This is a genomic window from Bacillus sp. RC240, assembly GCF_044907945.1.
In the GTDB taxonomy this organism is placed as follows: domain Bacteria; phylum Bacillota; class Bacilli; order Bacillales; family Bacillaceae_G; genus Bacillus_A; species Bacillus_A mycoides.
Window position 1 is genome coordinate 169,943 of sequence record NZ_JBIYCT010000006.1, and the last position, 25,211, is coordinate 195,153.

Here is a 25,211-nt window from a genome sequence, read left to right on the forward strand (position 1 = left end):
ACTATATCGAGTTCCTTGCTATTTTTATAAATTCTTGTACATAGTGCTCCTGTGTAGGAGTATCCATAGTTGGAATTGGATGTGAAATGTATATGTTTCTATAGTGCCTATCTGGAAGTTTGTGAATTTGTATATGCTCAAAAGATTTTAAAAATAATTTTGGTCCTATAGAAATTCCTATTCCTAAATTAACCATTTTCACAATTGTATTGCAGTCACTTATGTGTGAATGGATATTTGGTACTAAGTTATGCTTATTTAAAAAGTTTTCAACTTGTTTTCGATAAGGTGCAGCTGGCATAATGATAGAATTTTTTTGAAAGAAATCACTTAATAAACTATCATTCTGATAAATTTCTACACCGTTGGGAGCTGCTATGACTAATTCATCTTCTAAGAAAGGAATGGATACTAAATTTGGATTTTCGGTAATGGTAAATCCAAGGTCTATAACTCTATTTAATGCCCAATCTTCAATTTCATCATATGTGCCCTCAAAAATAACAAGTTCAATAAAAGGATATAAGCTATTAAAATTTTTAATTATTTGGGGCAAAATATGGTTTTTGATACTTGTAAACGTTCCAATTGTAAGTGTTTTGGGCAATCTTGACGGATCAGAAAAATCAGTTTTCACTAACTTTCGATTTATTGTAAGTATCTCATTAATATACTCATACGCCTTTGCTCCATTAGGGGTTAATGTAATGCTACGTCCATTTCTTGTGAACAAAGAAGTTCCTAATTCTTTTTCTAAGTTAGAAATTGCATGACTCACTGCTGATTGAGTCATATTTGAAATTTCAGAGGCTTTAGTAAAACTTCCTGTTTTGATTACTGCTTCAAAAATTTCATACTTAATGATACTCATGAGTTGTTTTCATCCCTTGCATTAATATTATTCATTTTATTTAATTACCCCTATTTTGTATACTAATATTAACATATTAAAGCAAAAAGAGTAACACTTACCCCCCTGGATTTATTTAACCAAATCTGCAGATTTTTTAATTTTAATAGCGTTATTTACAGGGGATTTTTAACTCAATTAGTAATCTAGAAATCCTAAATAGTGATTAAACTTAATATTGATATTTTATATTTTCGAAATTAATTATTTTAGTTACAAAATTAAGACTTTCGAAAAGCAAACTATTACAAATACTGTGCTTATAGAGGTTTATTTTAGAAATTCTCTTATTTTTAAATATGTAAAGGTGGTTTATTTATGAAAAAAGTTCTATTTTTGGCGATTGGTATGTTTGCCTTAGGATTTGATGCCTATATTATTGCAGGGCTTGTTCCTGGAATAAGTGAGACTTATCAAAAAAGTGCTTCCCAGGTGGGACAAGCTGTAAGTATATTCACACTATGTTACGCAATATCTGCTCCATTATTTGCGTCCCTCTTAGCAGGAAAACCTATTAAAAAAGTTTTATTAATTTCCATAGTAATCTTTGGGCTTGCTAATGCATTGACAGCCATAGCTCCAAATTTTTCTATTTTCTTGGTATCAAGAGCAATTGCTGGTATCGGAGCAGGCTTATTTTCACCATTGGCGGTAGCAGGATCTACCATGTTAGTTCCAGTCGAAAAAAAAGGTCGGGCATTAGGATTAACAATAGGTGGTATGAGTATGGGAACTGTATTGGGTGTTCCTATAGGTCTTTATATTGCCAATCAATTTGATTGGCAGTTAGCAATGTGGTTTGTAGTTGTACTTAGTGTTGTTGCTGCTTTAAGTATTCTTAAGTTTCTACCTCAGGTTCCAGTTACAGCACCACCTGCTATGAAAGAAAGGCTTGCAATGTTCTTAGATAAAAGAGTAACAGTAACTGTATTAATAACATTCTTTGCAAGTATCGCGAGTTTAGGTTTATATACGTATTTATCACCTTTAATTCATGACCTAACCGATTCAAACGAGCTAACAGTTTATTTGTGGGCATGGGGATTAGGCGGATTATTTGGTAGTGTATTAATTGGATACTTAATTGATTACTTTAAAAAACCGAAAACATTAATGGCAATGATTTTAATTATTTTGACATGTTCTGTAATATGCATTCCGTTAATGATTAATCTCTCTATAATAAAGTACTTACCATTCTTCATCTGGGGAGCTATGGGATGGGCATCTGGCGCACCTCAACAACACATTTTACTATCTTATCAACCTAAACACGGTAGTGCCGCGGTTGCTCTAAATAGTTCTATTAACTATTTAGGGAGTGCAGTAGGAGCTACACTAGGTGGAGTAGTTATATCTTTGGGAATGGGAACTATAGCATTAATATACTTCGCAATCCTTTCGATGGCTATCTCTTTAATCCTTCAATTTTATAGCATGAGAAAAAACGCTTTTGGTGTAGTAAAAGCTAAAAAAGCAGTTTGATTATGATTATATGAATTTCCTTGATTTTAAAGGGAAATTAAAGCATTATTCTTATAAAAAAACGTCCTTAAGTATTACTCAAATTTTCGATAAAGCCTATTCGGATTTCCAATTTGAATAGGTTTTATCATTGATAAACTAAAGTTGTAAAAGAGGCATGAATTTTTACATTTCCATTATGGATAGCACCCCATCGCTATCAAGCTAATAAAAAGAAATGCCCCCTAGAATGAAAAAATACGCTATTCTTTCTGTAGAATCATAGGAAAGGATGGCGTTTTTTATGTCTGTTTCTGTGTCTGACGAATTACAACTATTTGCTCAAGAGATTCAAAGTTTTTTATCTCCAAATACCTTACGGGATCTTGCTAGAGATGTTGGTTTTGTACAACGAACCAGTAAGTACCAAGCAAAAGATTTAGTCGCTTTATGTGTATGGGTGAGCCAAAATGTAGCTATGACTTCTTTAACTCAGTTATCTAGCTGTTTAGAAGCATCAACAGCAGTGCTTATCAGTCCTGAAGGACTGAATCAACGATTTAATAAGGCGGCCGTCCAACTTTTACAACACATACTAGCTGAACTACTAAACCAAAAACTGATCTCATCTATGCCGATTTCTTCTCCATATACTTTTGTTTTCAAGCGTATTCGTATTTTAGATTCAACTGCATTTCAACTCCCGGATGTATTTTCATCGGTTTATCCAGGTGCAGGAGGATGCAGCCATACAGCTGGGATAAAAATTCAACTTGAGTATGATTTGTTAAGTGGACAGTTCCTACATATTCATACAGGTCCAGGTAAACAACATGATCGCACTTACGGCTCTCTGTGTGCCCCAACTGTGACAGCGAATGATTTATGTATCCGAGATTTAGGTTATTTTCATTTAAAAGACCTTCAATATATACAAGATAACGAGGCCTACTATATCTCTCGTATCAAGTCAAATACACGTATGTATCAAAAAAATCCTAACCCTGATTATTTTCAAGATGGAAGAATTAAGAAAGGTACAGAGTATATACAGATAGATATGGAGACGTTAATGAACTCCCTTCAACCAGGACAAACATGTGAAATAGCTGATGCTTATGTAGGAATGATTGATAAAGTGCCAGCTCGTGTAATTGTTCATCGATTAACAAAACAACAGCAACAAAAACGATTACAAGATCAAGCTGTAAGAGAAAAAAAGAAAGGAATGAAGTATTCTCCTCGTAGTAAACGACTCAGTGGTATCAATGTATATATGACAAACACCCCTACAGATATTGTCCCGATGGGACAGGTACATGACTGGTATTCTTTGCGTTGGCAAATCGAAATTTTATTTAAAACGTGGAAGTCATTCTTTCAAATCCATCATTGTAAAAAGATAAAACCAGAACGATTGGAGTGCCATTTATATGGTCAATTGATTGCCATTCTACTCTGTTCTTCTATCATGTTTCAAATGCGCCAATTGCTCCTCATGAAGAAAAAACGAGAGCTTAGTGAGTATAAAGCCATATATATGATTAAAGACTATTTTCTTCTTCTATTCCAAACTATACAAAAAAACACCCAAGAGCTATCAAAGGTGTTACTTCGCCTGTTCAATCTCCTACAGCAAAACGGGCGGAAATCTCATCGATATGAGAAAAAAACGGTCTTTGATATATTAGGTGTCGTTTACAATTGTACCATGTCTGATAATCAAGCCGCTTAATTCAAAAAAGTGAAACCCGTTAGGGTTTATTTCGTATGCAAATCTTTCAATCACCTACACTTGCCCTTTAGAAAAAAGAAACAATCTCGCCTAAAATTGACTTTGCATAAGCTTAGCTTGATAGTGATGGGGTACCGCCACATGCCCATCAACCTAAGAAATTCTTTTCTCCCCATAACGAAAAAATAATCCCAATTCTTATAAATAGTGGTATTTTTATATTTGAAAAATTTAAGCCCAAGTACAAAAAACTAGGGGATTCATAATGTATAATTTCATACATTCAAATAAAAAGTTATTGCTCAATATATCGAAACGATATATAATTTAGATATAAAGTTGAGGTGACAAAATGCTTGAATATATCATATTAGGTTTGTTACATGAGGAATCGATGAGCGGCTATGACTTGAAGAAGAATATCGATCACTCTATCGGTTTTTTCTACAAGTCCAGTTTTGGTAGTCTATATCCCGCACTTAAAAGGCTCGAGGAAAAAGAATGGGTAAGTGTAAAAAATGTGAAGGGTGATAGTAAAAACAAAAAAAATTATACGATACAGAATGCAGGAAAAGTTGCACTTTTCAAATGGCTTGAGCAGCCTTTACAAACTACTAAAAATGAACACTTAGTAAAAATATTCTTTATTGATTATCTAGAGAAAGACAAACGCTCGAATCTTTTAAAAGAATTTTATTATCATTTAAAAAATCAAAAGTCTAAGCTTCAACAAGTCGAGGAAATTGTTGCAGTACAAACGTCTCAGTCAAGTAATTCTGAAGAATTTTACCATCGTTCTTCACTCCTCGATTATGGCGTTCGTCATTTAGAAATGGAGATAAGCTGGCTAGAATATCTTATGAAAAGAAAAAACAATACATGTAAGTAACATCTTTAGTTAATGGAGGTTCAAATGAAGACAATTTTGTTCGAGAAACGTCCCTTTCTTGAAATGGTGATTTTTGTAGTCGCTATGTTAGTCAGTACTTTTTTTATTCCACAAATAAAAGGATTAGTATTCATACTACCGATTGTATATTTTTTAATAGAGAGAATGGCTAGAAAAAGGACAAGGGAAAGTATTGGATTTAATCGAAAAAATATCTTGAGCGATTTGAAACATTCTTGGCCACTTGTAATATTGGTTGGCGTGATTTTACAAGTGATTTATTTCCTTTTGTATAAAAATATATTTCCAGAAGTGTTAGATCATGTATTAGAAAGAGCTGATTTCATTGAAGCAATTAATGGGAATTTACTTTTCACTTTACTAATATTAGCTTTAGGAGAAGAAATTACTTTTAGAGGTTTAGTGCAAGGAAGACTTAACTGGCTTATAAAACCTGTTTATTCGATTTTATTATCATCTATCATTTTCACATTGATGCATATATCTATTGGGAATTTTATTGTGGTTTTAATAGATTTAATAACAGTATTCATAGATAGTATGATTTTTGGGGTTATTTTCTATAAAACGAAGAATATCTATATTTCTTGGATAGCTCATGCATCTGCCAATATCGTTGCTGTTTTACTTATGATGACTATTTAAATTAAAAAAATCCATTCTATATTCATTAAGCTGAGATAAATTTGTATTCAAATTACGAAAAAAACGCTATTCTTTTTGTAGAATTATACAGGAAGGATGGCGTTTTTGTATGAATTTATCGATTTTAGATGAACTAGAATTGTTTTCTAAAGAACTACAACGATATATGTCACCGTATGCTTTGGAACAGTTAGCTAGAGAGATAGGATTTGTTCAACGAAAAAGTAAATACCGCGCACAGGATTTTGTGGCTCTATGTGTTTGGTTAAGCCAAAATATAGCAAATACTTCATTGACACAACTATGTAGCCGATTAGAAGTTAACACAGGTATTTCTATGAGCCCAGAAGGACTCAATCAACGCTTTAATTCCCAAGCTGTACAGTTGTTACAACAAATATTAGCCTCTTTACTCCATCAACAATTTTGTTTATCTAGCCAAATTCCAACATCGTATACAAACTATTTTCGTCGGATTCGTGTATTGGATTCTACACATTTTCAGGTTCCAGATAAATTTGCCTCTACATATCAAGGTTCAGGAGGTAGTGGTCAAAGTGCTGGTGTGAAAATTCAATTAGAGTACGATTTACTAAGTGGTCAATTTCTACATGTTCATGTAGGATCGGGAAAACACAATGATAAAACGTATGGATCCACTTGCCTAACGTCTCTTCAACCACACGATGTATGTATACGTGATTTAGGATACTTCGACTTAAAAGATCTACATATTATAAGCGAGTGTGATGCTTATTTTATTTCACGATTAAAGCTCAATACTCGTATATATCAAAAGAATAGGGAACCTGAATACTTTCACAATGGAACGATAAAAAAGCATTCTGAGTACATTCAACTAGATATGGAGCAATTTATTGACCAATTACAGTCTGGTGAAACATATGAGATTCCTGAGATTTATATCGGAATGTATCAAAAACTTCCTGCAAGACTTATCTTATATAAATTAACTGAAACACAAATGAAACGTAGGCAAAAAGATTTAGCATCTAAAGAACATAAGAAACAAATCACCTATAAAGAACGCAGTAAGCGGCTTAGTGCAATAAACTTTTACATTACGAATATCCCTTCGGAATATCTACCAAAGGAACAAGTATACGATTTTTACTCCTTACGATGGCAAATTGAATTGATATTTAAAACATGGAAATCATTTTTTCGTATTCATCATTGTAATTCTGTAAAATTAGAACGGCTAGAGTGTCATTTATATGGGCAATTAATTAGTATCCTTCTTTGTTCCTCCACTATGTTTCAAATGCGTCACTTACTCCTCGTCAAAAAGAAACGAGAATTAAGTGAATATAAAGCGGTCTATATCATTAAAGATTACTACCTACTTATATATCAATCTCTACAACAAAACACCCAGGAACTATCAAAGACCTTCCTTCGTTTGTTCAATCTCTTGCATAAAAATGGGCGGAAGTCTCATCGATATGAGAAGAAAACAGTCTTTGATATATTGGGTGTCGTGTACAATTATTTCGTTACTCACAATCATGTAGCTTAATTAAAAAAATGAAACCCGTTAGGGTTTATTTGGTATGCAGATTTTTAGAAAGCTGATATCAACTCTTTAGAAAATAGAAAAAATCTAGTTGACGGACTTTTACTTAATCTTAGCTTGATGGCGATGGGGGATACCCCTATTTAATCAAGTTATCTAGTAAATTAGCTCCTTACCTTATTAAGTGAAACGAAAGTAGAATAAATAAAACATTTAAGAAATTTTTTTAAATAATAGTTTTAATAGATAACTGATGTACTTCTTCTATAAACTATAAAAGGGGGGTCTTCCACATCACTATCAAACTAAGACTTAGGAAATTTTCAGGGGAGTGGTGTAGATTATTTAAGAATTTACATACATCATAAATCCTAATGGGGTTTGTTTTTTTCAATTAAGCCGCTCGATCTTTAGAAATGGTACAATTGTAATTGACACCTAATATATCAAAGACTGTTTTTTCTCTTATTGATGAAATCAAATTGGTTGAAAGCGCAGGTTACCTATTAGAAAAGGAAAAAAGGATCATATAAGGAATTGTTGTACTGCACTGATAAATTATACCTGTTTTTAAAAAGAACATAGAATTTATGCTTAAATTATTAAAGAGCGCAAATGTCGAGCTGCTCTATAAAAGTTATATTGCAAATGGCTCTTCATAGTAAAGGAGGATTAATAAATGAGAAAAATAACGAAAGTATCATTGATTTTAATTTTTTGTATAGCGATCGGTGTTTTAACAGGTTTTAAAGTTGGGGATTACCTCGGGAATCACAAAGAGGAGGAAATGATCAACTCGGTTAAAGGGGAAAAAGTCGAAGTGGCAGTGGAAGCTGAAAAACGCATAAATGATACAATGCTCAAAATGACTAATCAAAAGGTGTTATCCGATAAGAAAGAGGGCTTTATCAAAATGAGTGCCGAGAATATTCAAGAAGTAAAAGAGGCAATCACTAAAAGCACTCCAATGTATGTAAAGCATTTAGGAGAGTATCGTATGATCATCGATCGATGGGAACACGGGGATTTTTCTCAAATAGTTAAAGAGCATAATATGTTGAGTAAGTGGAAAGATGGGAACGACGGTAAAGCATATAAAGAGGCTACGCCAGAGCAAGAAAAGGAGTATCTCTTGAAACAAGCAAAAGCTGAATTAAATAAATAATCTACAACAAACAAAGGGTGAAAAAATCGCTCTTTGTTTGTTTTTAGTGTTTATAGGTGAAATGTTGCAAATTTCATTTTCGTTTGAAATTTATTTAAAATATAAGCTGTCCATATACCAAATTCTTAGAGATTAAAAGAGGAACATTAGTTGTTCCTCTTTTTATTTTAAACAACAAGAAAGCAGAATAGCCAATGACAAACACAAATAGAGAGATAGGTCGGATTTAATATTTTATATTTATACACATTTATATGTATATTTTATTTGTATAGATTATAAACCAATAAAAATATATACCTTTCTGTAAGAAGGCTACATTCTTCTCTATTTACCTATGCATATATTTTAACTAATTTATTATGAAATGTATGTTGATTTAAAGTGTTTTATTCAAAATGTATAATTAGAGTTTTTATGGAGTCAAGATCGTTGTTTGTTATTCTTTTCTAAATTCACATAATTTTCAAATATATAAAGGTCATATATTAATATTTTTTGTATACTATAATCAACCCGTGGTTATAGTGTTTGCTCCGATTCAAATTATGAGATAGTTTGTTTTAACTTTTTTACATTATTTAAAAAAGAACTTGTAGGGATTCCTACAAGTTCTTTTTGTCCTTCGGATTGACGAATAGTAAGTGTTATTGGGGATACCGCTAACATTTCGAGAGTCGTCATATTTTCTTATGACAAAATGCTGTAGAAAGCTTAAGAATTCTTAAGAACTTTTGCCCCTTTTTCTTAAGGTTTGGACTCTAGAGTATGATTATAAGTTCAAACCTGTGGGATGATTAGGTATGAAAACAATTCGCTTTCTTATTTCTGTATATAATGCACTAAAAATCAGTTGGTGCAGCCATTCCAATTTTAAGGTTTCTTGGAGACAAAATAATTGAAGGAATTGATTTGAAGAAAGTAAATTACATTGTCAAATATGGACTGAGTACAGGTGTATTCACAGAAAAATTAATTAAAAGAAGAAATCTCAAGACAATTATTTTATTAGTGGAAAATAATATGGAATTTTATTTTTTTACTAAAAGCAAAAGTTAAAGAAAAAGGGAACTTATTTATTGTATATGGATCAGTAGTAAATATTGAACAATATATTAGGGAGAACGATATTACGTATATACATTATGTTATTTCTTGTCTTCCGTTTGCAAGCTTAAGAAAAAGAGAAGATAGAAATGTCTCACCTGCTCATGTCTTTAGCTGTTTAATACGAGAAAAAATATGGAGGAATCATATGGAGTCAAAAATTCTTATTGTCGATGATGATAAAGAGATTAGAAATCTTATCTCTGTTTATTTGGAAAATGAAGGTCTGAAAACTCAAAAGGCAGAAGATGCTATGGAAGCTTTACAACTGCTAGAAGAAAAGGAGTTTGATCTTATAATATTAGATATTATGATGCCTAATATGGATGGTATTGAAGCATGTATGAAGATCAGGGAAGACCGCAATATTCCTATCATTATGCTATCTGCAAAATCTGAGGATATAGACAAAATTCACGGTCTAGCCTCTGGTGCAGACGATTATTTATCAAAACCGTTTAATCCATTGGAATTAATCGCTAGGGTAAAATCCCAATTAAGAAGGTTTAAAAAATACAATACGTCAATAAATCATAATAAAAGCATCCTAGAAATTGGTGATTTAACCGTGAATACAGATACACGTCAAGTATGGGTAAGGGGAAAGGAAACAAGGCTAACTCCAAAAGAGTTTGATATACTCGAACTACTTGCCGGTAACAAAGGGATTGTCCTGAGTGTTGCAAAAATATATGAAGCCGTTTGGAAAGAGGTTTTTTATAAATCAGATAATACCGTCATGGTGCATATTACAAAAATAAGAGACAAAATCGAAGAGGATTCTAAACATCCCATTTATATTAAAACTGTTTGGGGAATTGGGTATAAAATATGAAGAGGGTTAGTTTTAGAAATAAAATAATTATAAAACTTCTTGTTGCAGTTGCAGTTAGTTTTTTTGCTTCGTTTGGTTTAACAATCCTCAATTTTCTATACATCATAGTACCATTATTTATAAAATACGACCGTTTGGGTATGTTTGCATTCTATTTCGCAATATTCTTCTTAATCGCGTTCGCAATCTTTACTTTTATAATAATTTTTTTGATATTGGTTCGAAAGAAAATAGTATATTTGAAGCTCATTTCTGATAATGTGAATGATATTGCCAATGGAAAACTGGGTTTGACAATTGGGATTAAGGGGAAGGACGAATTGACCCAACTTGCTCAAAATATAAATTATATGTCTAAGGAATTGGAGCATACATTTGAACAGGAAAGGCGATTGGAACGTACCAAAAATGAACTTATAACCAATGTATCTCATGACTTACGCACACCGTTGACATCTATTATCGGCTATGTAGATTTATTAAAAAGAGGGCAATACGACAGTAAAACACAATTACAGGAGTATCTCGAAACCACATATTTAAAATCACAGAGATTGAAATATCTAATAGATGAACTATTTGAGTATACCCGTTTATCAGGCATCGATACTAAGTTAAACTTTAATGAAGTTGATTTATCAGGTTTGTTAGAACAAATAGTTGGAGAATACATTCCTATATTTGAAAAGGAAAGTTTAATCGTTCAAAAATCAATCACGGAAGAAACAATACCTATCTTCATAGATATAGAAAAAATGGTACGTGTTTATGAAAACCTGTTTATGAATGCGATAAAGTACAGCATGAAACCATCCGAATTATCAATAAGTCTTGAACTAATAGGTAACAAAGCAATTTTAAAAGTATCAAATAAAGTCGAGAAGCCACCTGTTAGCGATCCAAATAAATTGTTTGAAAGGTTTTTCAGGGGAGATAAGGCAAGAAAAGATGACCAGGGAAATGGTCTAGGACTTGCTATCTCAAAAAGAATTGTTGAACTTCATCATGGTAATATACATGCAGAGTATAAAGACGGCTGGATGTCCTTTATTGTTGAACATCCAATCAAATAGAATGGCTTATGGAATTACAGGTTCCATAAGCTTTTTTTTATAAAACCTTAAGAATTCTTAAGGTTTTTACGGGGTGTTTTCTAATTTTCATAGTTTATCATGTATATATTGAAAGCGATGAGGTGAGTGAAGTAGATAAAGAAGAGAGTTTTCATTTTAGCTTTAAGGTGGATGCAACATGAAAATTTTATTAAAAGCAAATAAGAATAGCAGCTTATTTTAAAGAAATGAAAAAACAAACGTAGGAGGATATATATGACAAAACCAGTTGTAGATGTGAAAAACGTCCAAAAAGTGTACGGTAAAAAAGGTGAGAATCACTCACACGCGTTAAAAGGTGTTTCATTCTCAATTCAAGAGGGTGAGTTTGTCGGAATTATGGGACCTTCTGGTTCTGGTAAAACGACATTATTAAATGTAATTTCAACGTTAGATAAAGCAACGGGCGGCGTTGTTGAAATTGCAGGAACGGATATTACGAAAATGAAACAAGGTGAGCTTTCTGATTTCCGTTCACAAAAGTTAGGATTCATTTTCCAAGACTTTAACTTATTAGAGAACTTATCTATTTACGAAAACATCGCTCTTCCACTTTCACTTCAAGGTGTTTCATCACGAAATATTGGACCGAAAGTAGAAAAAGTAGCTGATATGTTAGGCATTTCAGCAATACTTCAAAAGTATCCATCTGAAGTATCTGGTGGACAGAAGCAACGTTCAGCAGCAGCACGTGCGTTAGTGCATGAACCAGCAATTATTTTAGGGGACGAGCCAACAGGATCGCTTGATTCTAAAAATGCAACGAGTTTACTGGATGCGATGACAAACTTAAATAAAGAGCAAGGGGTATCTATTATGATGGTTACTCATGATCCATATAGTGCAAGTTACTGTCAGCGTATTTTATTCATTCAAGATGGTGAGCTATATAAAGAAATTCATCGCGGTGGTACACGTGATGAATTTTATAAAAAAATTTTAGACGTGCTTGCAGACTTAGGCACACAAAAAGCGTAAGGAAGGAAGTTCAATCATGTTATTTAAGCTTTCCATGTCAGGCCTAAAAAGTAAGTTGCAAGATTACATTGTCTTACTTGTTGGTCTTATTGTCTCTATTTCAACTTTTTATATGTTTCAAACATTAGCACTCAATAAGGCGTTCCTTGAATCTAACTCTTCTATTGGGGATATTGTGTCTGTATTTAAAATTGGGTCCTTTTTGTTAGCGTTTATCACATTTTTTTATATTTTATATGCAAACTCGTTCTTATCATCTCTTCGCCAAAAAGAATTTGGTATGTATATGATGTTAGGAGCAAAAAAGCATAAAGTTACCTTACTTATGTTTATCGAAACAATTATATTAGGTGCCGCATCTCTTGTGATTGGAATTACAGTTGGTGTAGGGCTCGCAGAAGGTATCGGTCAGCTATTAATGAAACAACTCGAGTTTGCTGGCGAAGGTTATAAAGCATTTTATCTGCCATCTATAGCTATTACTTGCGTCTTCTTCTTTGCACTATTTGTATTATCGGCAATTATAAATAGTATTAAATTATCTCGTATTTCTGTACTGCAACTTGTACATGCAGATGAACAAACAGAACGTGTCGCCATAAAAGGAAAAATGACAGTTGTAGTTGCAATCCTTGGTGTGATTTTATTGGGTATTGGTTATGCATCACTAATCTATATGAAATATGCAAACCCGCTAATGGGTCTGGGATTAATGGCCGTTGGATTAATCACAGCAACCGTTGGTACTTACATGTTATTTGGATCACTTCTCCCAGTTATGATTAACAAGTTAAAGAGTAATAAAAAACGTAGTGAAAAAGGCCTCAATGCTTTTACTTTTGCACAATTAAATTTCCGCATTAATGGCCTAACAAATGTGCTTGCCACGGTAGCAATCTTAGTGGCTCTTGGCACTGGCGGAATTGCGTGTGGTATGGCATTTAAAAACAACGTAATAAAAATAGTTAATGGTAGTGAAATTTACGATTCAGTCGTTCATAATCCAACAGCTGAAGAAAAGAAAATTTTGAATACTATCTTATTTACAGAGAAGCTTGAATATCATTACAAAATAGAAGGTCAGTCGATTTATTATTTAAAAGAGGATTTAGAGAAAAATCGTCCTTTAGTATTGAAAAATAAAAATGAAAGAGCAGAGTTTGGGAAAACAAAGAGAGTTTCAGAAGAGTTGCCAATTGGTGCAAACGTGAAGAAGACACCGCAACAATGGAGCGACGCTTTCCAAACAATCCAGCCAAAGTATATATATCCTGATCATAAAATAAAAATTGTAGACAAAAACATGTATCATAGTATAAAGGGTCCAGAAAGTACTATGTTTATGGGGAAAACAGATGATTTTAAATCATATTTAAAAGAATGGAAACAACTTGACGAATTACAGTTAGCTAAATATACAAATATGAAACCTGAAGAACTGAAGAGTAAATATCAAATGTATAATTCTCTTCATGGTATGTTAAGTGGATTGATGTTCATGGGCTTCTTCGTCGGAATTGCGTACTTAGCAATGATGGCAAGTTGCTTGATGTTTAAAGTTCTGTCTGGTGCATTCAAAGATTGTACACGTTATCAAATGCTTCGTAAAATCGGTGTTCGCCAAGAGTTATTAGCACAATCAATTTATAAGGAGTTATTCTTTGTATTCTTAGTCCCAGCAATTGTGGGTATTGTTCACGTATTAGTTGGTATGAACATGTTCAGCGTTCTTTTGCCTGATCCGTACAATCGTATTTGGGTACCAATTATTATTTTTGTAGTAATTTACTTGATTTACTATTTTACTACAGTTCAATTGTATAAAAGAATTGTACTTCCAAAAGAAAATTAGTTTTACAAAACATACAAAATGTTAAACTTATAAAACCCAGTGATATCAGTATGTGTGCATGAAATCACTGGGTTTTTATTTGGATATTTAATGGTGTATTTTACAAATTATAAAAAGATATAAACTTAGTTTTACTTTTTAAATATTATCCGTCCTAAAAAATGACCAATGTTTATAAAGGTACAAATTTTAAAACATGTTTAATGTTCATATTTTGAAAATGAATTTTACAAAAATATGAACTAAATTACATACTCAAAACTCTACAAATGAAGTGATTAATACAAAGGAAATCAATAAATTCTATAGAATATTTTATTAGATCATTACATTTTATACTAATAGATATAAGGGAGATAATTGATAATACGTTTAAAAATGAGTTTGATAAGATAAAATCAAAAACCACTTCAATTATTTTAACAAACGGTGTTACAGCATCTGAGCGCAGGATTGCTACAAAAGACCCTAATGACCCAAATGATTTAACTCCTGAAAGCACTTTGGAGGAGGCAATTAAAATAGGATTTAACACAACAGAAAAAGAAGGACTTCTGTATTGGGTAGATGATAACTTGGATAATGAAGTGCCGATTCATGAAACAGTTGTTAAAATCTCTTATGATGAAGAAACAGCTAATGAAATCCAAACACAATTAATCAACTTGAATGATAATCGAGTTTACAACGTCACACTTAAATCAGGTATGACGATTACAATTACAGCAAAGAATTAATAATAGAATTAAAAACGTATAATCCATATTTGATTTATTGATGTGGATGCAAAAAATACATATTTTTAATTAGGAATCCTTATTATGAAAAGGATTCTTTTTTTGTCCCAAAAGGTACAATTTGTAACAGTTAAATAATTTAAAAATTATTTAACTGTTACAAATTCATTTATTAATCTAGCTCTACCTTCTTTGGGATATGCATGTTTTTCTAGAAAATCTTGATGCCACGTTCTATCTTGTATACTTAAATCTTCTATTTTGTATCCCAAATAGTTGTTCAATTTATCTCGGTTCAATTCAATTTCATAAACTAGCCCTTTATATGGAATATTAATTAAGACATTTTCCAAAAATGGAAATTGACGTAATAAACGAGCGCTTTCTTGAGTTAGTATTTTATTAATCCTGTCACCTGTTCCGAAGTATTCTTCATAGGTTTTAGCGTCATTACCTGGATTTTTATTTAACATGGCATATTCATTAAAAGAATCAACGTACTGAATAGCTACATTTTTAGATTTTTCGCTTATACATACTTCCTTTACAAATGGACCTCCTTGAATATTCTTAATGTATGAACATAAAGCTGGATGGTTTTGTGTAGCATCTATCACCCACGTTTTCCCAATTTTTTTTGATACTACTTCACCCTTTGCACAAAGATTTTTTATGTATCCAGGTGATAATCCCCATAAAACCGCTGCATCTTCAACCCCAATTACTTTATCTAGATTCATCTAATCACTCCAATTAAATGCGTCATCGCATGTATTTTCTTATACATTAACATGCGATGACGCATTTGTAAATACTCTTAAAGAAATTTATTGAATCTTGGATAATTTGTTTTTCATTTTATACCATTTCAAGAAAATAAATTGCAGAGATACATCTATATTAATCAAATAATCTTTTTATAAATTCTCTATACCGCATACCAAAAGGTACGCCTTTTAAAGTAGTTATATTTCTATCAAAATCAATGTGTCGAAAGGTTCGAGATAACATTTTGAAGGACTTCAAAAATACATAGACCTTTTGAATCATATATGAATTGTTGGGGGGAAAGTTTTCCTTCAAGATAATGTAACCCTCATAATCCATCAAAAACATTATATTTATATTAATAAATTAACGGAAATGATGGTATAGGTCATTAGGTAAGAAGGGGAGCATCTTGCACAAGATTAAATGTGGCTAGTTCTGTAAATCTATAAAATTTTAGTTTAGAGTTTCTTGTCCCAACCAATATCTAAGATCTCATGAACAATCGTTGATAAATAGCCATTATCATAAATTTTGTAGGTACTTTCATGTCTCAATAACTGGACATGAAAGTCTAAACCTTTTGAACATAGGACAAGAAGGTCTAAACTACTTAGCCAGTAATAATATAATATTTGAAAGTGAATTTTTGAATGTTAATTTACTTTCATTTTAATATAAAAGTGCTATACAAAATCCATAAAATAATTAAGTATTTATTTTATTTAAGATTGAAGTCTTATCGGTATAATTACTGCAGTAGAGGCTATGAAAAATAGGATTACGTGTTCTTTTATAAACTTGCCAACCAGTATGAAGAAGCAAAAAAGGGGAAACCTATTGAATAATTAATGATAATTTAGGGGGTACCAAATGGAGCATAACAAAAAGGCAGCAATTGGGGATTACGTTCAATTTTCATATCGTAAAAATCCTAACTTGCAATTAACGGGATTTGTAGTGAGTGTTCTGCAGAATACAATTGTTGTAGATGTTTCACAAATAATGAAAATTGAAGTAGATGATGTTAGGCAAGTAGTAAAACATGGTACTATAAAAAGGTGGTACATACGCAAATAAAAAATAATGTTCATAACTCTTATACGGCTGCCTTAACAAACTTTTCTTTTGTACGTAATTCAATAACTACTTGTAGTAATTTCTTGACTGGGTTTATATAAATATCGTATGTATAATTGCGAATAAATGAGTTGTAGGTATTGGCTTCTTTAAACAAACTTATTTGTTTAAAAATCATGTTCTAATGAAGTGTAGTAACTCTTTTACCTTCAGGTATAATCTTATATGTATCACAAAAACTACGTTTATTTTTCACAAATTTCACACAAATTATTGGTATTCTCTTCTATAGTGATAACTAATAGCTTTGAGAGAAGGGAACTGTATATGAAGAAGATTTGTTCTCCTCTTCTGTTATTTTTATTTTTTTGTTTTCCAGGAGTAAGTATTCATGCGGAGTCTACATTACAATCAAAAATTGACGCGGCTTCCCCATATGAAACAATTACATTAGAGAATAGAGCTTATAATGAAACAATTAAAATATCGAAACCGCTTACAATACAAGGAGATAAAAATACTAAAATAATCTCTTGTGGTAAAGATCCTGTCATTACAATAAATAAGGAAAACATTATCCTTAAAGATTTGAAAATAGAACAATGTAATGATAATACTGATCAGCCAGCAATATTTGTAGAGGGAGATAAGCACTACATCAGTGGATTGGAAGTTCATACGTCATATATAGGGATTAAGTTAGAAAATGCTAGGGATATAAAGATTGAGAATAGTATGATCGTTGGACAAAGACGGGCTAATGGAATTGATTTATGGCAATCCAATCGCAATCTTATTGAGAACATCAAAATCCAAAATGCCCGTGATGGTATTTATTTGGAACAAAGCGACAATAATACAATAAAGGCAAATACAATCTGGCAGTCTCGTTATGGCATTCATCTTATGTATTCTGATAGGACAGTTGTTGAAAAAAATATATCAAAAGAAAATACAACAGGTGCTATGATTATGGGAACAAAGGAAACATCTGTAGTAGGAAATCGCTTTATTTACAATAAAAGTAATGTTCATGCACAAGGCTTATTACTATATGATGCGACAAAAACAAAAGTTTTACAAAATGAAATTGCTAATAATAGAGTAGGGGTTTATGTAGAAAAGGCAGATCACAATACTATTATAGATAACTCAATTTCTAATAATTTTATCGGTTTACAATTTAAAGATGCCAGTGCAAATGAATTTACTCAAAATGTAATGATGGGGAATGTTAATGAATCGCAAGCTACACAAAGCAGGGAAAACAATATCTATAATAATTATTGGGACGCTTCTTTAAAAGTAGATGCAGACGGTTCAGGTACTAGTAATATTCCATACAAAGCAGATGCCTATTTTCTTCTGTTAACACAAGATATTCCAGAATATCAGTTGTTCTTTCAATCACCAGGGATGCGTATTTTACAAAGTTTCATAAAAATTCCAGATCAATCTTTATTGCTAGATAAAGAGCCTAGCATGAGGCCAAAAGGTGTTCCGCAAAAAGGTGAGGGGATGGCATTTCACTCTAACATTTTGATTGTAAGTGTAAGTATGTTACTAATGGGAAGTATATTGTTTATTTTAGGGAGGAAAAATTGATGAGAGTTAAGTATATGTTATTTGCTATTTGTTTATGTATGGTATTTGCCATAGTAGGATGTGGTAACAAAGAAACAAAACCGGTTGCTATTAATGAAAAAAATGATAAGTGTGATATTTGTAATATGGCAGTAATGGATAATCAATTTGCAACTGAGGTTATTTTAGAAAATGGAAAAGCTCTAAAATTTGATGATATTGGTTGTATGTATAAATGGATGGATGAACATAAAAATGAAAAAACACAAGAGAAATTTGTAAGAGATTACAATACAAAAGATTGGGTTGCAGTGGATAAAGCTACATATATATATGACAAATCAATTAAGACGCCAATGGCTTATAATGTAATTTCTTTTAAAGAAAAGAAAGATGCAGACAGCTTCGTAGAAAAACATACTGGGAAAATCCTTTCTTCTAAAGAGCTTGCAGAACATAAATGGGAAATGAATAAAGAGATGATGGGAAAAGAAAAGAAAGATCATGGTAGTGGACATTCTCACTAATAAGTGATTATTACTATGAAAAATTAGTGAGAAAAAGACAACCAACTATGGTTGTCTTTTTCAGTAGAGAGGTGAATAGCTATGTGGAATATATTATATTCAGAATGGCGTAGTGCAGCAAGGGGTAAACTTGCATACATGTTTTTGTTTCTTTGGATAACTATATTTTCTTTAATATTTGTTATGGAAAGAAATACCCCGTCTTTAGTAGGTTATACAAATGTGACGGGGACAATGGTAAACCTTATTTTATATATTGTACCCTTACTTATGTTAATTATAGGAGCATTTTCTATCGCAGGCGAAGTGGAAAATGGGAAATGGAGACTTTTATGTACGTATCCTTTAAAGAGTACCTCATATGTAATAGGTAAAATAATCGGTCAATTTATAGCGCAAACAGCTATTTTTTCAATGAGTTTTGGAGTAAGTATAATCATTGGGTTAGTAAGCGGTAGTAATTTTGATATATTTTGGGTGGTAGCAACGTATATCTTCTCTGTTTTATTAATTTTTTTATTTTTATTACTGGGAATAACAATCGGTTCTTTTTCTATAACTAGGTGGCAAGCTTTAGCCATAAGTATCGTAGTTTGGTTCTTTCTTATTATGATGTGGCCAACGGCTTTAATTAGTGTTCTTAATTTTGTTCCATATTCAATGATTGCACCATTAATAAAAATGTTATTGTTTTGCAACCCAGCAGAATTCCTTCGAATTATATTTGTAATTCAATTAGGTGGTGGAGCAATATTTGGGCAAGTATATGATCAATTGGTAATGATTTTTCAAAGTAAAGCTGTTATTTGGATTCTACTAATATACTGCATTATCTATACAATCGTGTTCTTGTTTGTGGCGGGGTGGCAAATGGAGAGGAGAAGAAAAAAATGACAGTATTAAATCTCAAAGAAGTATGTAAAAGATATAAAAAGAAAATAGCATTATCTCCAATCTCATTTCAAAGTAAACAAGGAGAGTGTATCGTATTATGCGGTGGAAATGGAGCTGGGAAAAGTACGCTCCTTGATATAATTGCTGGAATTACAACACCTACAACTGGTACCGTTCAATTAGGGAATATAGAATTACAGAAAGATAGAAAACAGTATGTGAGTGAAATAGGTTATATGCCAGATGATTTTCATGCACAGCAAGATATGACAGTTCAAGAATTTTTATTCTTTTATGCTGCTTTTCGAAATATAGGAAAAGAAAAAGTACAGGCAGTTATTAAATCAATAGGCTTAAATGAGAAAAAAAATGAACGGTTACATAGATTATCTAAAGGGATGAGACAGAGGCTATTATTTGGGCAGGCGTACCTTGGAAATCCTAAAATTTTGATATTAGACGAACCGACAAATGGCCTGGATCCGTATTGGGTAGATGAATTTTTAACAATATTAAAGACTTTAAAAAGAGATGGTACCATGATTATTTTTTCCACACATATGATGGATGTAGCTGCTGAAATTGGTGACCGGATACTCTTTATGAAAGAAGGAAAAGTCATACAGGAAATTAAAAATGATGGAGATTTAGAAAATTTAACGATAACATTACTACAAATGCATAGAAGATAAATACATTAGGAAACAGCTGCTTTCAGTATAGTAGCTGTTTTATTTTTACTTGTATCTCTAATTCTTTGAGGAATTTTTGTAGAAAGACAGGAAACTGGATACTAATTTTATAGCGTGCAATATCGAATTACCAATAAAAATGATTCGTTTAGTATCCATTTTCTTGTCCTAAAACAATGATAGGAATAGAAGTATCTACTTTCTTGTATAAAAAGTTTCCATTTTCTTGTCTTTCTACAATGTCGTTGTACAATAGGAGGGGAGCTTAACCTACAATCCTTCCAAGTGTTCGTTAAATTCCGATTTAACGTAAACAACAATTGTAGGAATCTAAAATTTTCATTTATCTAATCTAACTAGAGAGAGTTTTTATATACCAATTAGATTAGAATTTAAACTATGTATTTTTTATATAATAAAATTAAAGATGAAATGAATAATACATAACATTTAAAACCACTAACAGCAGGGAAAATAATAAAAGTTCAGCAATTTTGCATTGCTGAACTTTTATTATTTATTTTTTTTTCCTATTCTGCCTAAGCTATCTTTAATAGTTGTTTCTCCAAGCTGTGTGTATAATAAGGCCGTATCTTGGCTGGTATGCCCAAGTTGCTGCATCACTTGTAATGAGTCTTTTTCCTCCATATATAATTTATTTGCCAGTGTATGTCTTAATTTATGAGGAGACATTTTTTTACCATAAGCCTTAGTATATTTTTCTACTATATCTTGGATAGCCCTAACCGAAAGAGGCTGTGCAGTATGTTTATACTTCGATAGAAACACATTTTTTAATTCCTTCCCTGGAGCATATTTGTTATTTCTAATTTCCATATACTTTTCAAGATCATTCAATGCAATTGGGGTAATCCATACAGAATCTTCTTTGTTTCCTTTTCGTATTACATCAATTAGTCTTTCTTTTAAGTTTATATCTTCCATACGAAGATCGGCCAATTCACTTACACGAATACCACTACCAAGAAAGAGAGAGAGAATAGCTACATCACGATCTTTATCTCTTAGGAAATAGAACAATTGATGTTTTGTTAAAGCTTTTTCATGTTCAAACTTAACATAATTTAAAAATTCTTGATCGTCATCATTATGGAATATTTTAGATCTCATACGCTTCGCACGGGCGTTTAATGTTTCTTTATCTTTATGTATTTCAATTTTAGCCATTACATTTCTATAAAAATAGCATTCTCCATCTTCATCTTCTGAAAGGGAAGTAAGATACTTAAATAAAGATTTTAAAGCTGAAATTTTTCTGTTAACAGAGGAATTTTGCATGTTTTGTTGTAGTTTTAGAAATCTCATAAAGTTCTCAATATCTTTTTTCCTTAAATTCTCCAAATCAGAGAAGGATATGTCTTTAATGGACTTAAATTCAATAATTTGTTCAGATAATAGCCAATTAAAGAAGACTCTAAAATCATATACATAATTCAGTAGGGTGGAGGGAGAGGCATCATGCAATTCTTTGTACTCCACAAATTCTTCTATGTAAAATGGCATTTCATTTAAATTTTCGTATAATTTCTTACGATGTACGGATTTTTGACGTTGTTTGCTGTAATCCATAAAAATCACCTCATATATACTATAACAGAAAAATGATACGAACACAAGTTCGCGTTAAATTCAATTTTTACACGAACTTATTTACATAATTAAATTATGTAATACTAAAATTCACTCGAAATTGAATGGGAAAGTGTAATTATTCTAATAAAAGTTATAGATAACCAAGTGATAAATTCATATTTGGCGATAAAAATTATATATGTATATAAAATAAAACGATTTTCAAATATAAGTTCTAACAAAATGAATACATGAACACAGTTTAAAAATCATTATAAAATGTGAATTGGTTAATTTAATCAAGGTTAATCAGGAGTTAGTTAGATCAACACAAGAAAAGCTCTTATAAATTAAAATGTAATTCACTATAAAAATTGTTTATGAGTAATTCAGCATTTGATTATTCTTATATAAAACATCAATTATATGGCGTATACCAATATACTAAGATTCATGCACTTGGGCTTGAAATCCCTAGATACTGTATTTGATTTTTATATAACCGTATTATTCTGCGTAAAATTGGTATTTCGTGCGAAGTTGTAGAGTGTTTATTTTATGTTCATCCAACAAAATGCATCATGCACCTTTCATCAGTATGAATATCTTTTAGTTGCAGATACATTCACCTATACATTTTAGTATTGATTACATGGTTGTTTATAGGGTATAGCTAGCATATAAATACATGTTAAAAAAATTTCAATGCAATACGGGTAACTTTAACCACTTAAGACTAAATAGGTTGTGCTTTACCCAAAACTTAATTGTTTTTATATTGAAAAAGAATGTTTCCTATAGTCCTGGAAAAAGTATTCTTTATTATACTTTGTTTATGTGAACATACAGTGATTTTTAATTCTAATATAGATTTTAAAATATAACTTCGCAATTTCTCCTTCCGTCTCAATAAGATAAGAATTCTTTTCATTTTGAGACGGATTTTACTCCTTTTTTTCAAATATCTATAATATCTCTTATGTAAACTAAATATAAGTAAGTAAACAATTTTTCTTTTTGAATGTGCTTCCGTATTTTCTATTGTGGTAATCCACACAGATCGTTTCTAGATTATCTATATCTAATACAAGTGTTGAATGTTGTTCGAGTTCTTTTATATGATGGATAACGAGTTGCATCTTCTTATGCTTCTGTTGTTTGGCTTTGTATTCATTCATAAAGCTTCCCCCTCCAACTAAGCAATATCAAATGTTAGAATGATAATCCATAAAGATGTTAAACAAGTGATAAATACTAATGATACAAAACAAGCAGTCTTTTCTATCACATTATTAGATCCCTTCAGTCTATTCATTGGACTTAGAAACGTGAATAAACTTTGACCAATTTTGTTTTTCCACTCGTGGTTAGTGTTGTGTCTTCTATTTTTAGCAAATGGCTTGATAATCGCCCAGATAATTATAAACACCGTAAAAAACGCTATAACTTACTCCAATAGGTCGCGCTCCCTTCAGGATAACTAACTGGTACGTTGGCATTTTTTGTATACTTAATAAATAGCAAAAAAAGCAAGTCTGCTGGAACAGGCTTGCTTTCTGATAGAGCTCTGACAACTCAAAAACCATTTCTCTATATTATTTAAAAATAGTAATTTATGAAAATTATTGCACTCACTTAATAGAGAAATTAAAGTCATGAACCCTTACATAAATATTTTAATGATTACTATAATCAATCATAAGAATTAAAACAACGCTATATAGCACTAATTGAATTATTTTTAATGTACGTAATTTCATAATGCATCCCTTAAGGTACTGAATCAAAATATCCACTTAATTAACGAAGATTGTATTTTTTACTTTCCAGTCTTCAAGTTTAATGCTAACCCAAAAACCATAGATACCTAGTGTAATAACTGTTAGAAGTAGCCATTTAATCCAGTTACCAAACAAGCCAACTGCTGAACCGTTAAATTTCATTCTATGCCCATCAACCACAGTATGGTTAATTTTCCAACCATAAACCATACACAACGCCCACGGATAGCAAATACCAAGCGTGAACACTGTAATAAGCGCTCCCAAGATACTCCAACCAATGAAGCTTAAAAGTCCACCATCAAAGAAAGACTGACGCCCCCATTTTGATTCTTGTCCATAGTTACTTCCTGCATTAACGTTTATGTTAATATTTTCTGCCATAAAACACACTCCTTTGCCAGTTTATCGTGATTAGCGCACGTATTTTATTCAATATAACCTTACATATTTTAGCACAAAAATGTTACTCCCATAAATTTTTTAAACGTTTAGTTATTTCATTGGTTCTGGTGCAAATAAAGGATACATTCCAAAAAACAATGAGGATTCCTACCGGAATCGTTCTTTACGCTGTTAATCCAAATAATTGATGAATGAATTGTTTTTGATTTTGAACAGACTGATCCTGTAAATCAATCTGTTCTTTTTTTATCATATGCATGGCTTCTACTCCTGCAAGAATAAATGTAGCTGTGCGAAAAGATTTAAGTCCTAACATAGAGCGTATACGTTTTTTAATGAAACGATGGTCTTGCTCTACGATGTTATTTAGATATTTTATCTGCCTGATTTGAATGCCTAACGGCATTTTTTTCTCTTTCTTCAGCCCGCTGATAGCAATGGGATAGGCGGGATTTTTATCAACTGTGATTGCACGAGGTTTTGAAACATGAAAAGACCGCAAAGCCTTCTTGAAGAATCGCTTTGCAGCCTTATGGTTTCTAGATTTACTGAGATAAAAATCAATCGTGTTCCCTTGAGAATCAACGGCACGATATAGGTACATCCATTGTCCTTTTACTTTTATGTACGTTTCATCTACTCTCCAGGAGTCATTCGTTTGTTTGAGATGACGTCGAATTCGCTTATCTAACTCCGGCCCATATTGATGGACCCACCGCATAATCGTTGTATGAGCCAAGGATCGTCCTCTTTCCTCCATCATTTCTACCAAATCACGAAAACTAAGATTGTACCGTAGGTACCAACGTACAGTTAATAGAATAATATCTGGCTGATAGTGCTTCCATTTAAACAAAGTTTCCTTTTTCATACTGATCACACACCCTTTTGTAGAGTAAT

At 31.8% G+C, this 25,211-nt stretch carries 20 protein-coding genes and 2 pseudogenes; 16 read left to right on the forward strand and 6 right to left on the reverse strand.

Features of this window, described 5'->3' with window-relative positions; all coding sequences use genetic code 11:
• Position 1: 1 nt before the first annotated feature.
• Positions 2-871 (reverse strand): LysR substrate-binding domain-containing protein, encoded by an 870-nt coding sequence (locus ABH955_RS19895; protein WP_107888416.1) that lies wholly within the window; start codon positions 869-871, stop codon positions 2-4.
• A 357-nt stretch (positions 872-1,228) separates the two neighbouring features.
• On the opposite strand from ABH955_RS19895, the gene ABH955_RS19900 reads away from it, so the two are divergent.
• The 11 genes from ABH955_RS19900 to ABH955_RS19950 all read left to right on the forward strand — a co-directional run bounded on the left by ABH955_RS19900 (position 1,229) and on the right by ABH955_RS19950 (position 14,987).
• Positions 1,229-2,395, forward strand: a complete 1,167-nt coding sequence (locus ABH955_RS19900; RefSeq protein ID WP_002169810.1) for an MFS transporter — start codon at positions 1,229-1,231, stop codon at positions 2,393-2,395.
• 283 nt (positions 2,396-2,678) lie between these two features.
• On the forward strand, positions 2,679-4,109 hold the full coding sequence (locus ABH955_RS19905) for an IS4 family transposase (protein ID WP_404457101.1): 1,431 nt from the start codon (positions 2,679-2,681) through the stop codon (positions 4,107-4,109).
• 352 nt (positions 4,110-4,461) lie between these two features.
• Positions 4,462-4,998 carry a PadR family transcriptional regulator gene (locus ABH955_RS19910; protein ID WP_016093795.1) on the forward strand — a complete coding sequence of 179 codons (537 nt, stop codon included), beginning with the start codon at positions 4,462-4,464 and terminating at the stop codon, positions 4,996-4,998.
• Positions 4,999-5,022: 24 nt separating this feature from the next.
• A complete protein-coding gene (locus ABH955_RS19915; protein ID WP_016093796.1) occupies positions 5,023-5,664 on the forward strand; it encodes a CPBP family intramembrane glutamic endopeptidase in 642 nt (213 codons plus the stop codon).
• 109 nt (positions 5,665-5,773) lie between these two features.
• Entirely contained in the window at positions 5,774-7,204 is a 1,431-nt protein-coding gene (locus ABH955_RS19920) for an IS4 family transposase (RefSeq protein WP_404457099.1), read from the forward strand.
• 676 nt (positions 7,205-7,880) lie between these two features.
• The gene (locus ABH955_RS19925) at positions 7,881-8,366 is read left to right on the forward strand and encodes a DUF6241 domain-containing protein (protein WP_002130387.1); all 486 of its coding nucleotides are present in this window, start codon (positions 7,881-7,883) and stop codon (positions 8,364-8,366) included.
• A 1,255-nt stretch (positions 8,367-9,621) separates the two neighbouring features.
• Positions 9,622-10,308, forward strand: coding sequence for a response regulator transcription factor (locus ABH955_RS19930; RefSeq protein WP_404457097.1), 687 nt, complete (start codon positions 9,622-9,624; stop codon positions 10,306-10,308).
• A complete protein-coding gene (locus ABH955_RS19935) occupies positions 10,305-11,381 on the forward strand; it encodes a HAMP domain-containing sensor histidine kinase (RefSeq protein ID WP_113937236.1) in 1,077 nt (358 codons plus the stop codon). Before ABH955_RS19930 ends, ABH955_RS19935 begins: the two co-directional genes overlap by 4 nt.
• 255 nt (positions 11,382-11,636) lie before the next feature.
• Complete coding sequence (locus ABH955_RS19940; RefSeq protein ID WP_269481746.1) at positions 11,637-12,398, forward strand: ABC transporter ATP-binding protein; 762 nt, start codon at positions 11,637-11,639, stop codon at positions 12,396-12,398.
• Between the two features lie 16 nt (positions 12,399-12,414).
• A complete protein-coding gene (locus ABH955_RS19945) occupies positions 12,415-14,250 on the forward strand; it encodes an FtsX-like permease family protein (protein ID WP_404491550.1) in 1,836 nt (611 codons plus the stop codon).
• A 392-nt stretch (positions 14,251-14,642) separates the two neighbouring features.
• On the forward strand, positions 14,643-14,987 hold the full coding sequence (locus ABH955_RS19950; RefSeq protein ID WP_404491612.1) for a hypothetical protein: 345 nt from the start codon (positions 14,643-14,645) through the stop codon (positions 14,985-14,987).
• Between the two features lie 146 nt (positions 14,988-15,133).
• Here the strand turns inward: ABH955_RS19950 and ABH955_RS19955 are convergent, their stop codons facing one another.
• On the reverse strand, positions 15,134-15,727 hold the full coding sequence (locus ABH955_RS19955; protein ID WP_404457092.1) for a hypothetical protein: 594 nt from the start codon (positions 15,725-15,727) through the stop codon (positions 15,134-15,136).
• A gap of 901 nt (positions 15,728-16,628) precedes the next feature.
• Here ABH955_RS19955 and ABH955_RS19960 point away from each other — a divergent pair.
• The 5 genes and pseudogenes from ABH955_RS19960 to ABH955_RS19980 all read left to right on the forward strand — a co-directional run.
• Positions 16,629-16,846, forward strand: a pseudogene (locus ABH955_RS19960) (DUF2187 family protein); the annotation flags it as partial.
• A gap of 316 nt (positions 16,847-17,162) precedes the next feature.
• Positions 17,163-18,440, forward strand: coding sequence for a right-handed parallel beta-helix repeat-containing protein (locus ABH955_RS19965; protein ID WP_404457090.1), 1,278 nt, complete (start codon positions 17,163-17,165; stop codon positions 18,438-18,440).
• The gene (locus tag ABH955_RS19970; protein WP_404457088.1) at positions 18,440-18,946 is read left to right on the forward strand and encodes a nitrous oxide reductase accessory protein NosL; all 507 of its coding nucleotides are present in this window, start codon (positions 18,440-18,442) and stop codon (positions 18,944-18,946) included. The genes ABH955_RS19965 and ABH955_RS19970 overlap by 1 nt, the downstream gene beginning before the upstream one ends.
• Before the next feature lie 81 nt (positions 18,947-19,027).
• Positions 19,028-19,840 (forward strand): ABC transporter permease, encoded by an 813-nt coding sequence (locus ABH955_RS19975; RefSeq protein WP_002167251.1) that lies wholly within the window; start codon positions 19,028-19,030, stop codon positions 19,838-19,840.
• On the forward strand, positions 19,837-20,532 hold the full coding sequence (locus ABH955_RS19980; protein WP_016119309.1) for an ABC transporter ATP-binding protein: 696 nt from the start codon (positions 19,837-19,839) through the stop codon (positions 20,530-20,532). Before ABH955_RS19975 ends, ABH955_RS19980 begins: the two co-directional genes overlap by 4 nt.
• 513 nt (positions 20,533-21,045) lie before the next feature.
• Here the strand turns inward: ABH955_RS19980 and xerS are convergent.
• From xerS to ABH955_RS20000, 4 genes and pseudogenes are all read right to left on the reverse strand, one after another.
• Positions 21,046-22,122, reverse strand: coding sequence for a tyrosine recombinase XerS (xerS, locus tag ABH955_RS19985; RefSeq protein WP_404457086.1), 1,077 nt, complete (start codon positions 22,120-22,122; stop codon positions 21,046-21,048).
• Positions 22,123-23,111: 989 nt separating this feature from the next.
• Positions 23,112-23,300: pseudogene (locus tag ABH955_RS19990) on the reverse strand (HNH endonuclease); the annotation flags it as partial.
• 621 nt (positions 23,301-23,921) lie between these two features.
• Positions 23,922-24,290, reverse strand: a complete 369-nt coding sequence (locus tag ABH955_RS19995; protein WP_404457085.1) for a DUF898 family protein — start codon at positions 24,288-24,290, stop codon at positions 23,922-23,924.
• Positions 24,291-24,474: 184 nt separating this feature from the next.
• Positions 24,475-25,182: an IS6 family transposase gene (locus ABH955_RS20000; RefSeq protein ID WP_404491551.1), complete on the reverse strand. Its 708-nt coding sequence runs from the start codon at positions 25,180-25,182 to the stop codon at positions 24,475-24,477.
• Positions 25,183-25,211: the final 29 nt, after the last annotated feature.

Bases quoted from the DNA above. Each gene is read 5' to 3' on its own strand.
- ABH955_RS19900 (WP_002169810.1), top strand. From the start codon at position 1,229: ATGAAAAAAGTTCTATTTTTGGCGATTGGTATGTTTGCCTTAGGATTT.
- ABH955_RS19920 (WP_404457099.1), top strand. From the start codon at position 5,774: ATGAATTTATCGATTTTAGATGAACTAGAATTGTTTTCTAAAGAACTA.
- ABH955_RS19895 (WP_107888416.1), bottom strand. From the start codon at position 871: ATGAGTATCATTAAGTATGAAATTTTTGAAGCAGTAATCAAAACAGGA.
- ABH955_RS19925 (WP_002130387.1), top strand. From the start codon at position 7,881: ATGAGAAAAATAACGAAAGTATCATTGATTTTAATTTTTTGTATAGCG.
- xerS (WP_404457086.1), bottom strand. From the start codon at position 22,122: ATGGATTACAGCAAACAACGTCAAAAATCCGTACATCGTAAGAAATTA.
- ABH955_RS19915 (WP_016093796.1), top strand. From the start codon at position 5,023: ATGAAGACAATTTTGTTCGAGAAACGTCCCTTTCTTGAAATGGTGATT.
- ABH955_RS19910 (WP_016093795.1), top strand. From the start codon at position 4,462: ATGCTTGAATATATCATATTAGGTTTGTTACATGAGGAATCGATGAGC.
- ABH955_RS19945 (WP_404491550.1), top strand. From the start codon at position 12,415: ATGTTATTTAAGCTTTCCATGTCAGGCCTAAAAAGTAAGTTGCAAGAT.
- ABH955_RS19935 (WP_113937236.1), top strand. From the start codon at position 10,305: ATGAAGAGGGTTAGTTTTAGAAATAAAATAATTATAAAACTTCTTGTT.
- ABH955_RS20000 (WP_404491551.1), bottom strand. From the start codon at position 25,182: ATGAAAAAGGAAACTTTGTTTAAATGGAAGCACTATCAGCCAGATATT.
- ABH955_RS19930 (WP_404457097.1), top strand. From the start codon at position 9,622: ATGGAGTCAAAAATTCTTATTGTCGATGATGATAAAGAGATTAGAAAT.
- ABH955_RS19955 (WP_404457092.1), bottom strand. From the start codon at position 15,727: ATGAATCTAGATAAAGTAATTGGGGTTGAAGATGCAGCGGTTTTATGG.
- ABH955_RS19905 (WP_404457101.1), top strand. From the start codon at position 2,679: ATGTCTGTTTCTGTGTCTGACGAATTACAACTATTTGCTCAAGAGATT.
- ABH955_RS19975 (WP_002167251.1), top strand. From the start codon at position 19,028: ATGTGGAATATATTATATTCAGAATGGCGTAGTGCAGCAAGGGGTAAA.
- ABH955_RS19940 (WP_269481746.1), top strand. From the start codon at position 11,637: ATGACAAAACCAGTTGTAGATGTGAAAAACGTCCAAAAAGTGTACGGT.
- ABH955_RS19970 (WP_404457088.1), top strand. From the start codon at position 18,440: ATGAGAGTTAAGTATATGTTATTTGCTATTTGTTTATGTATGGTATTT.
- ABH955_RS19980 (WP_016119309.1), top strand. From the start codon at position 19,837: ATGACAGTATTAAATCTCAAAGAAGTATGTAAAAGATATAAAAAGAAA.
- ABH955_RS19995 (WP_404457085.1), bottom strand. From the start codon at position 24,290: ATGGCAGAAAATATTAACATAAACGTTAATGCAGGAAGTAACTATGGA.
- ABH955_RS19965 (WP_404457090.1), top strand. From the start codon at position 17,163: ATGAAGAAGATTTGTTCTCCTCTTCTGTTATTTTTATTTTTTTGTTTT.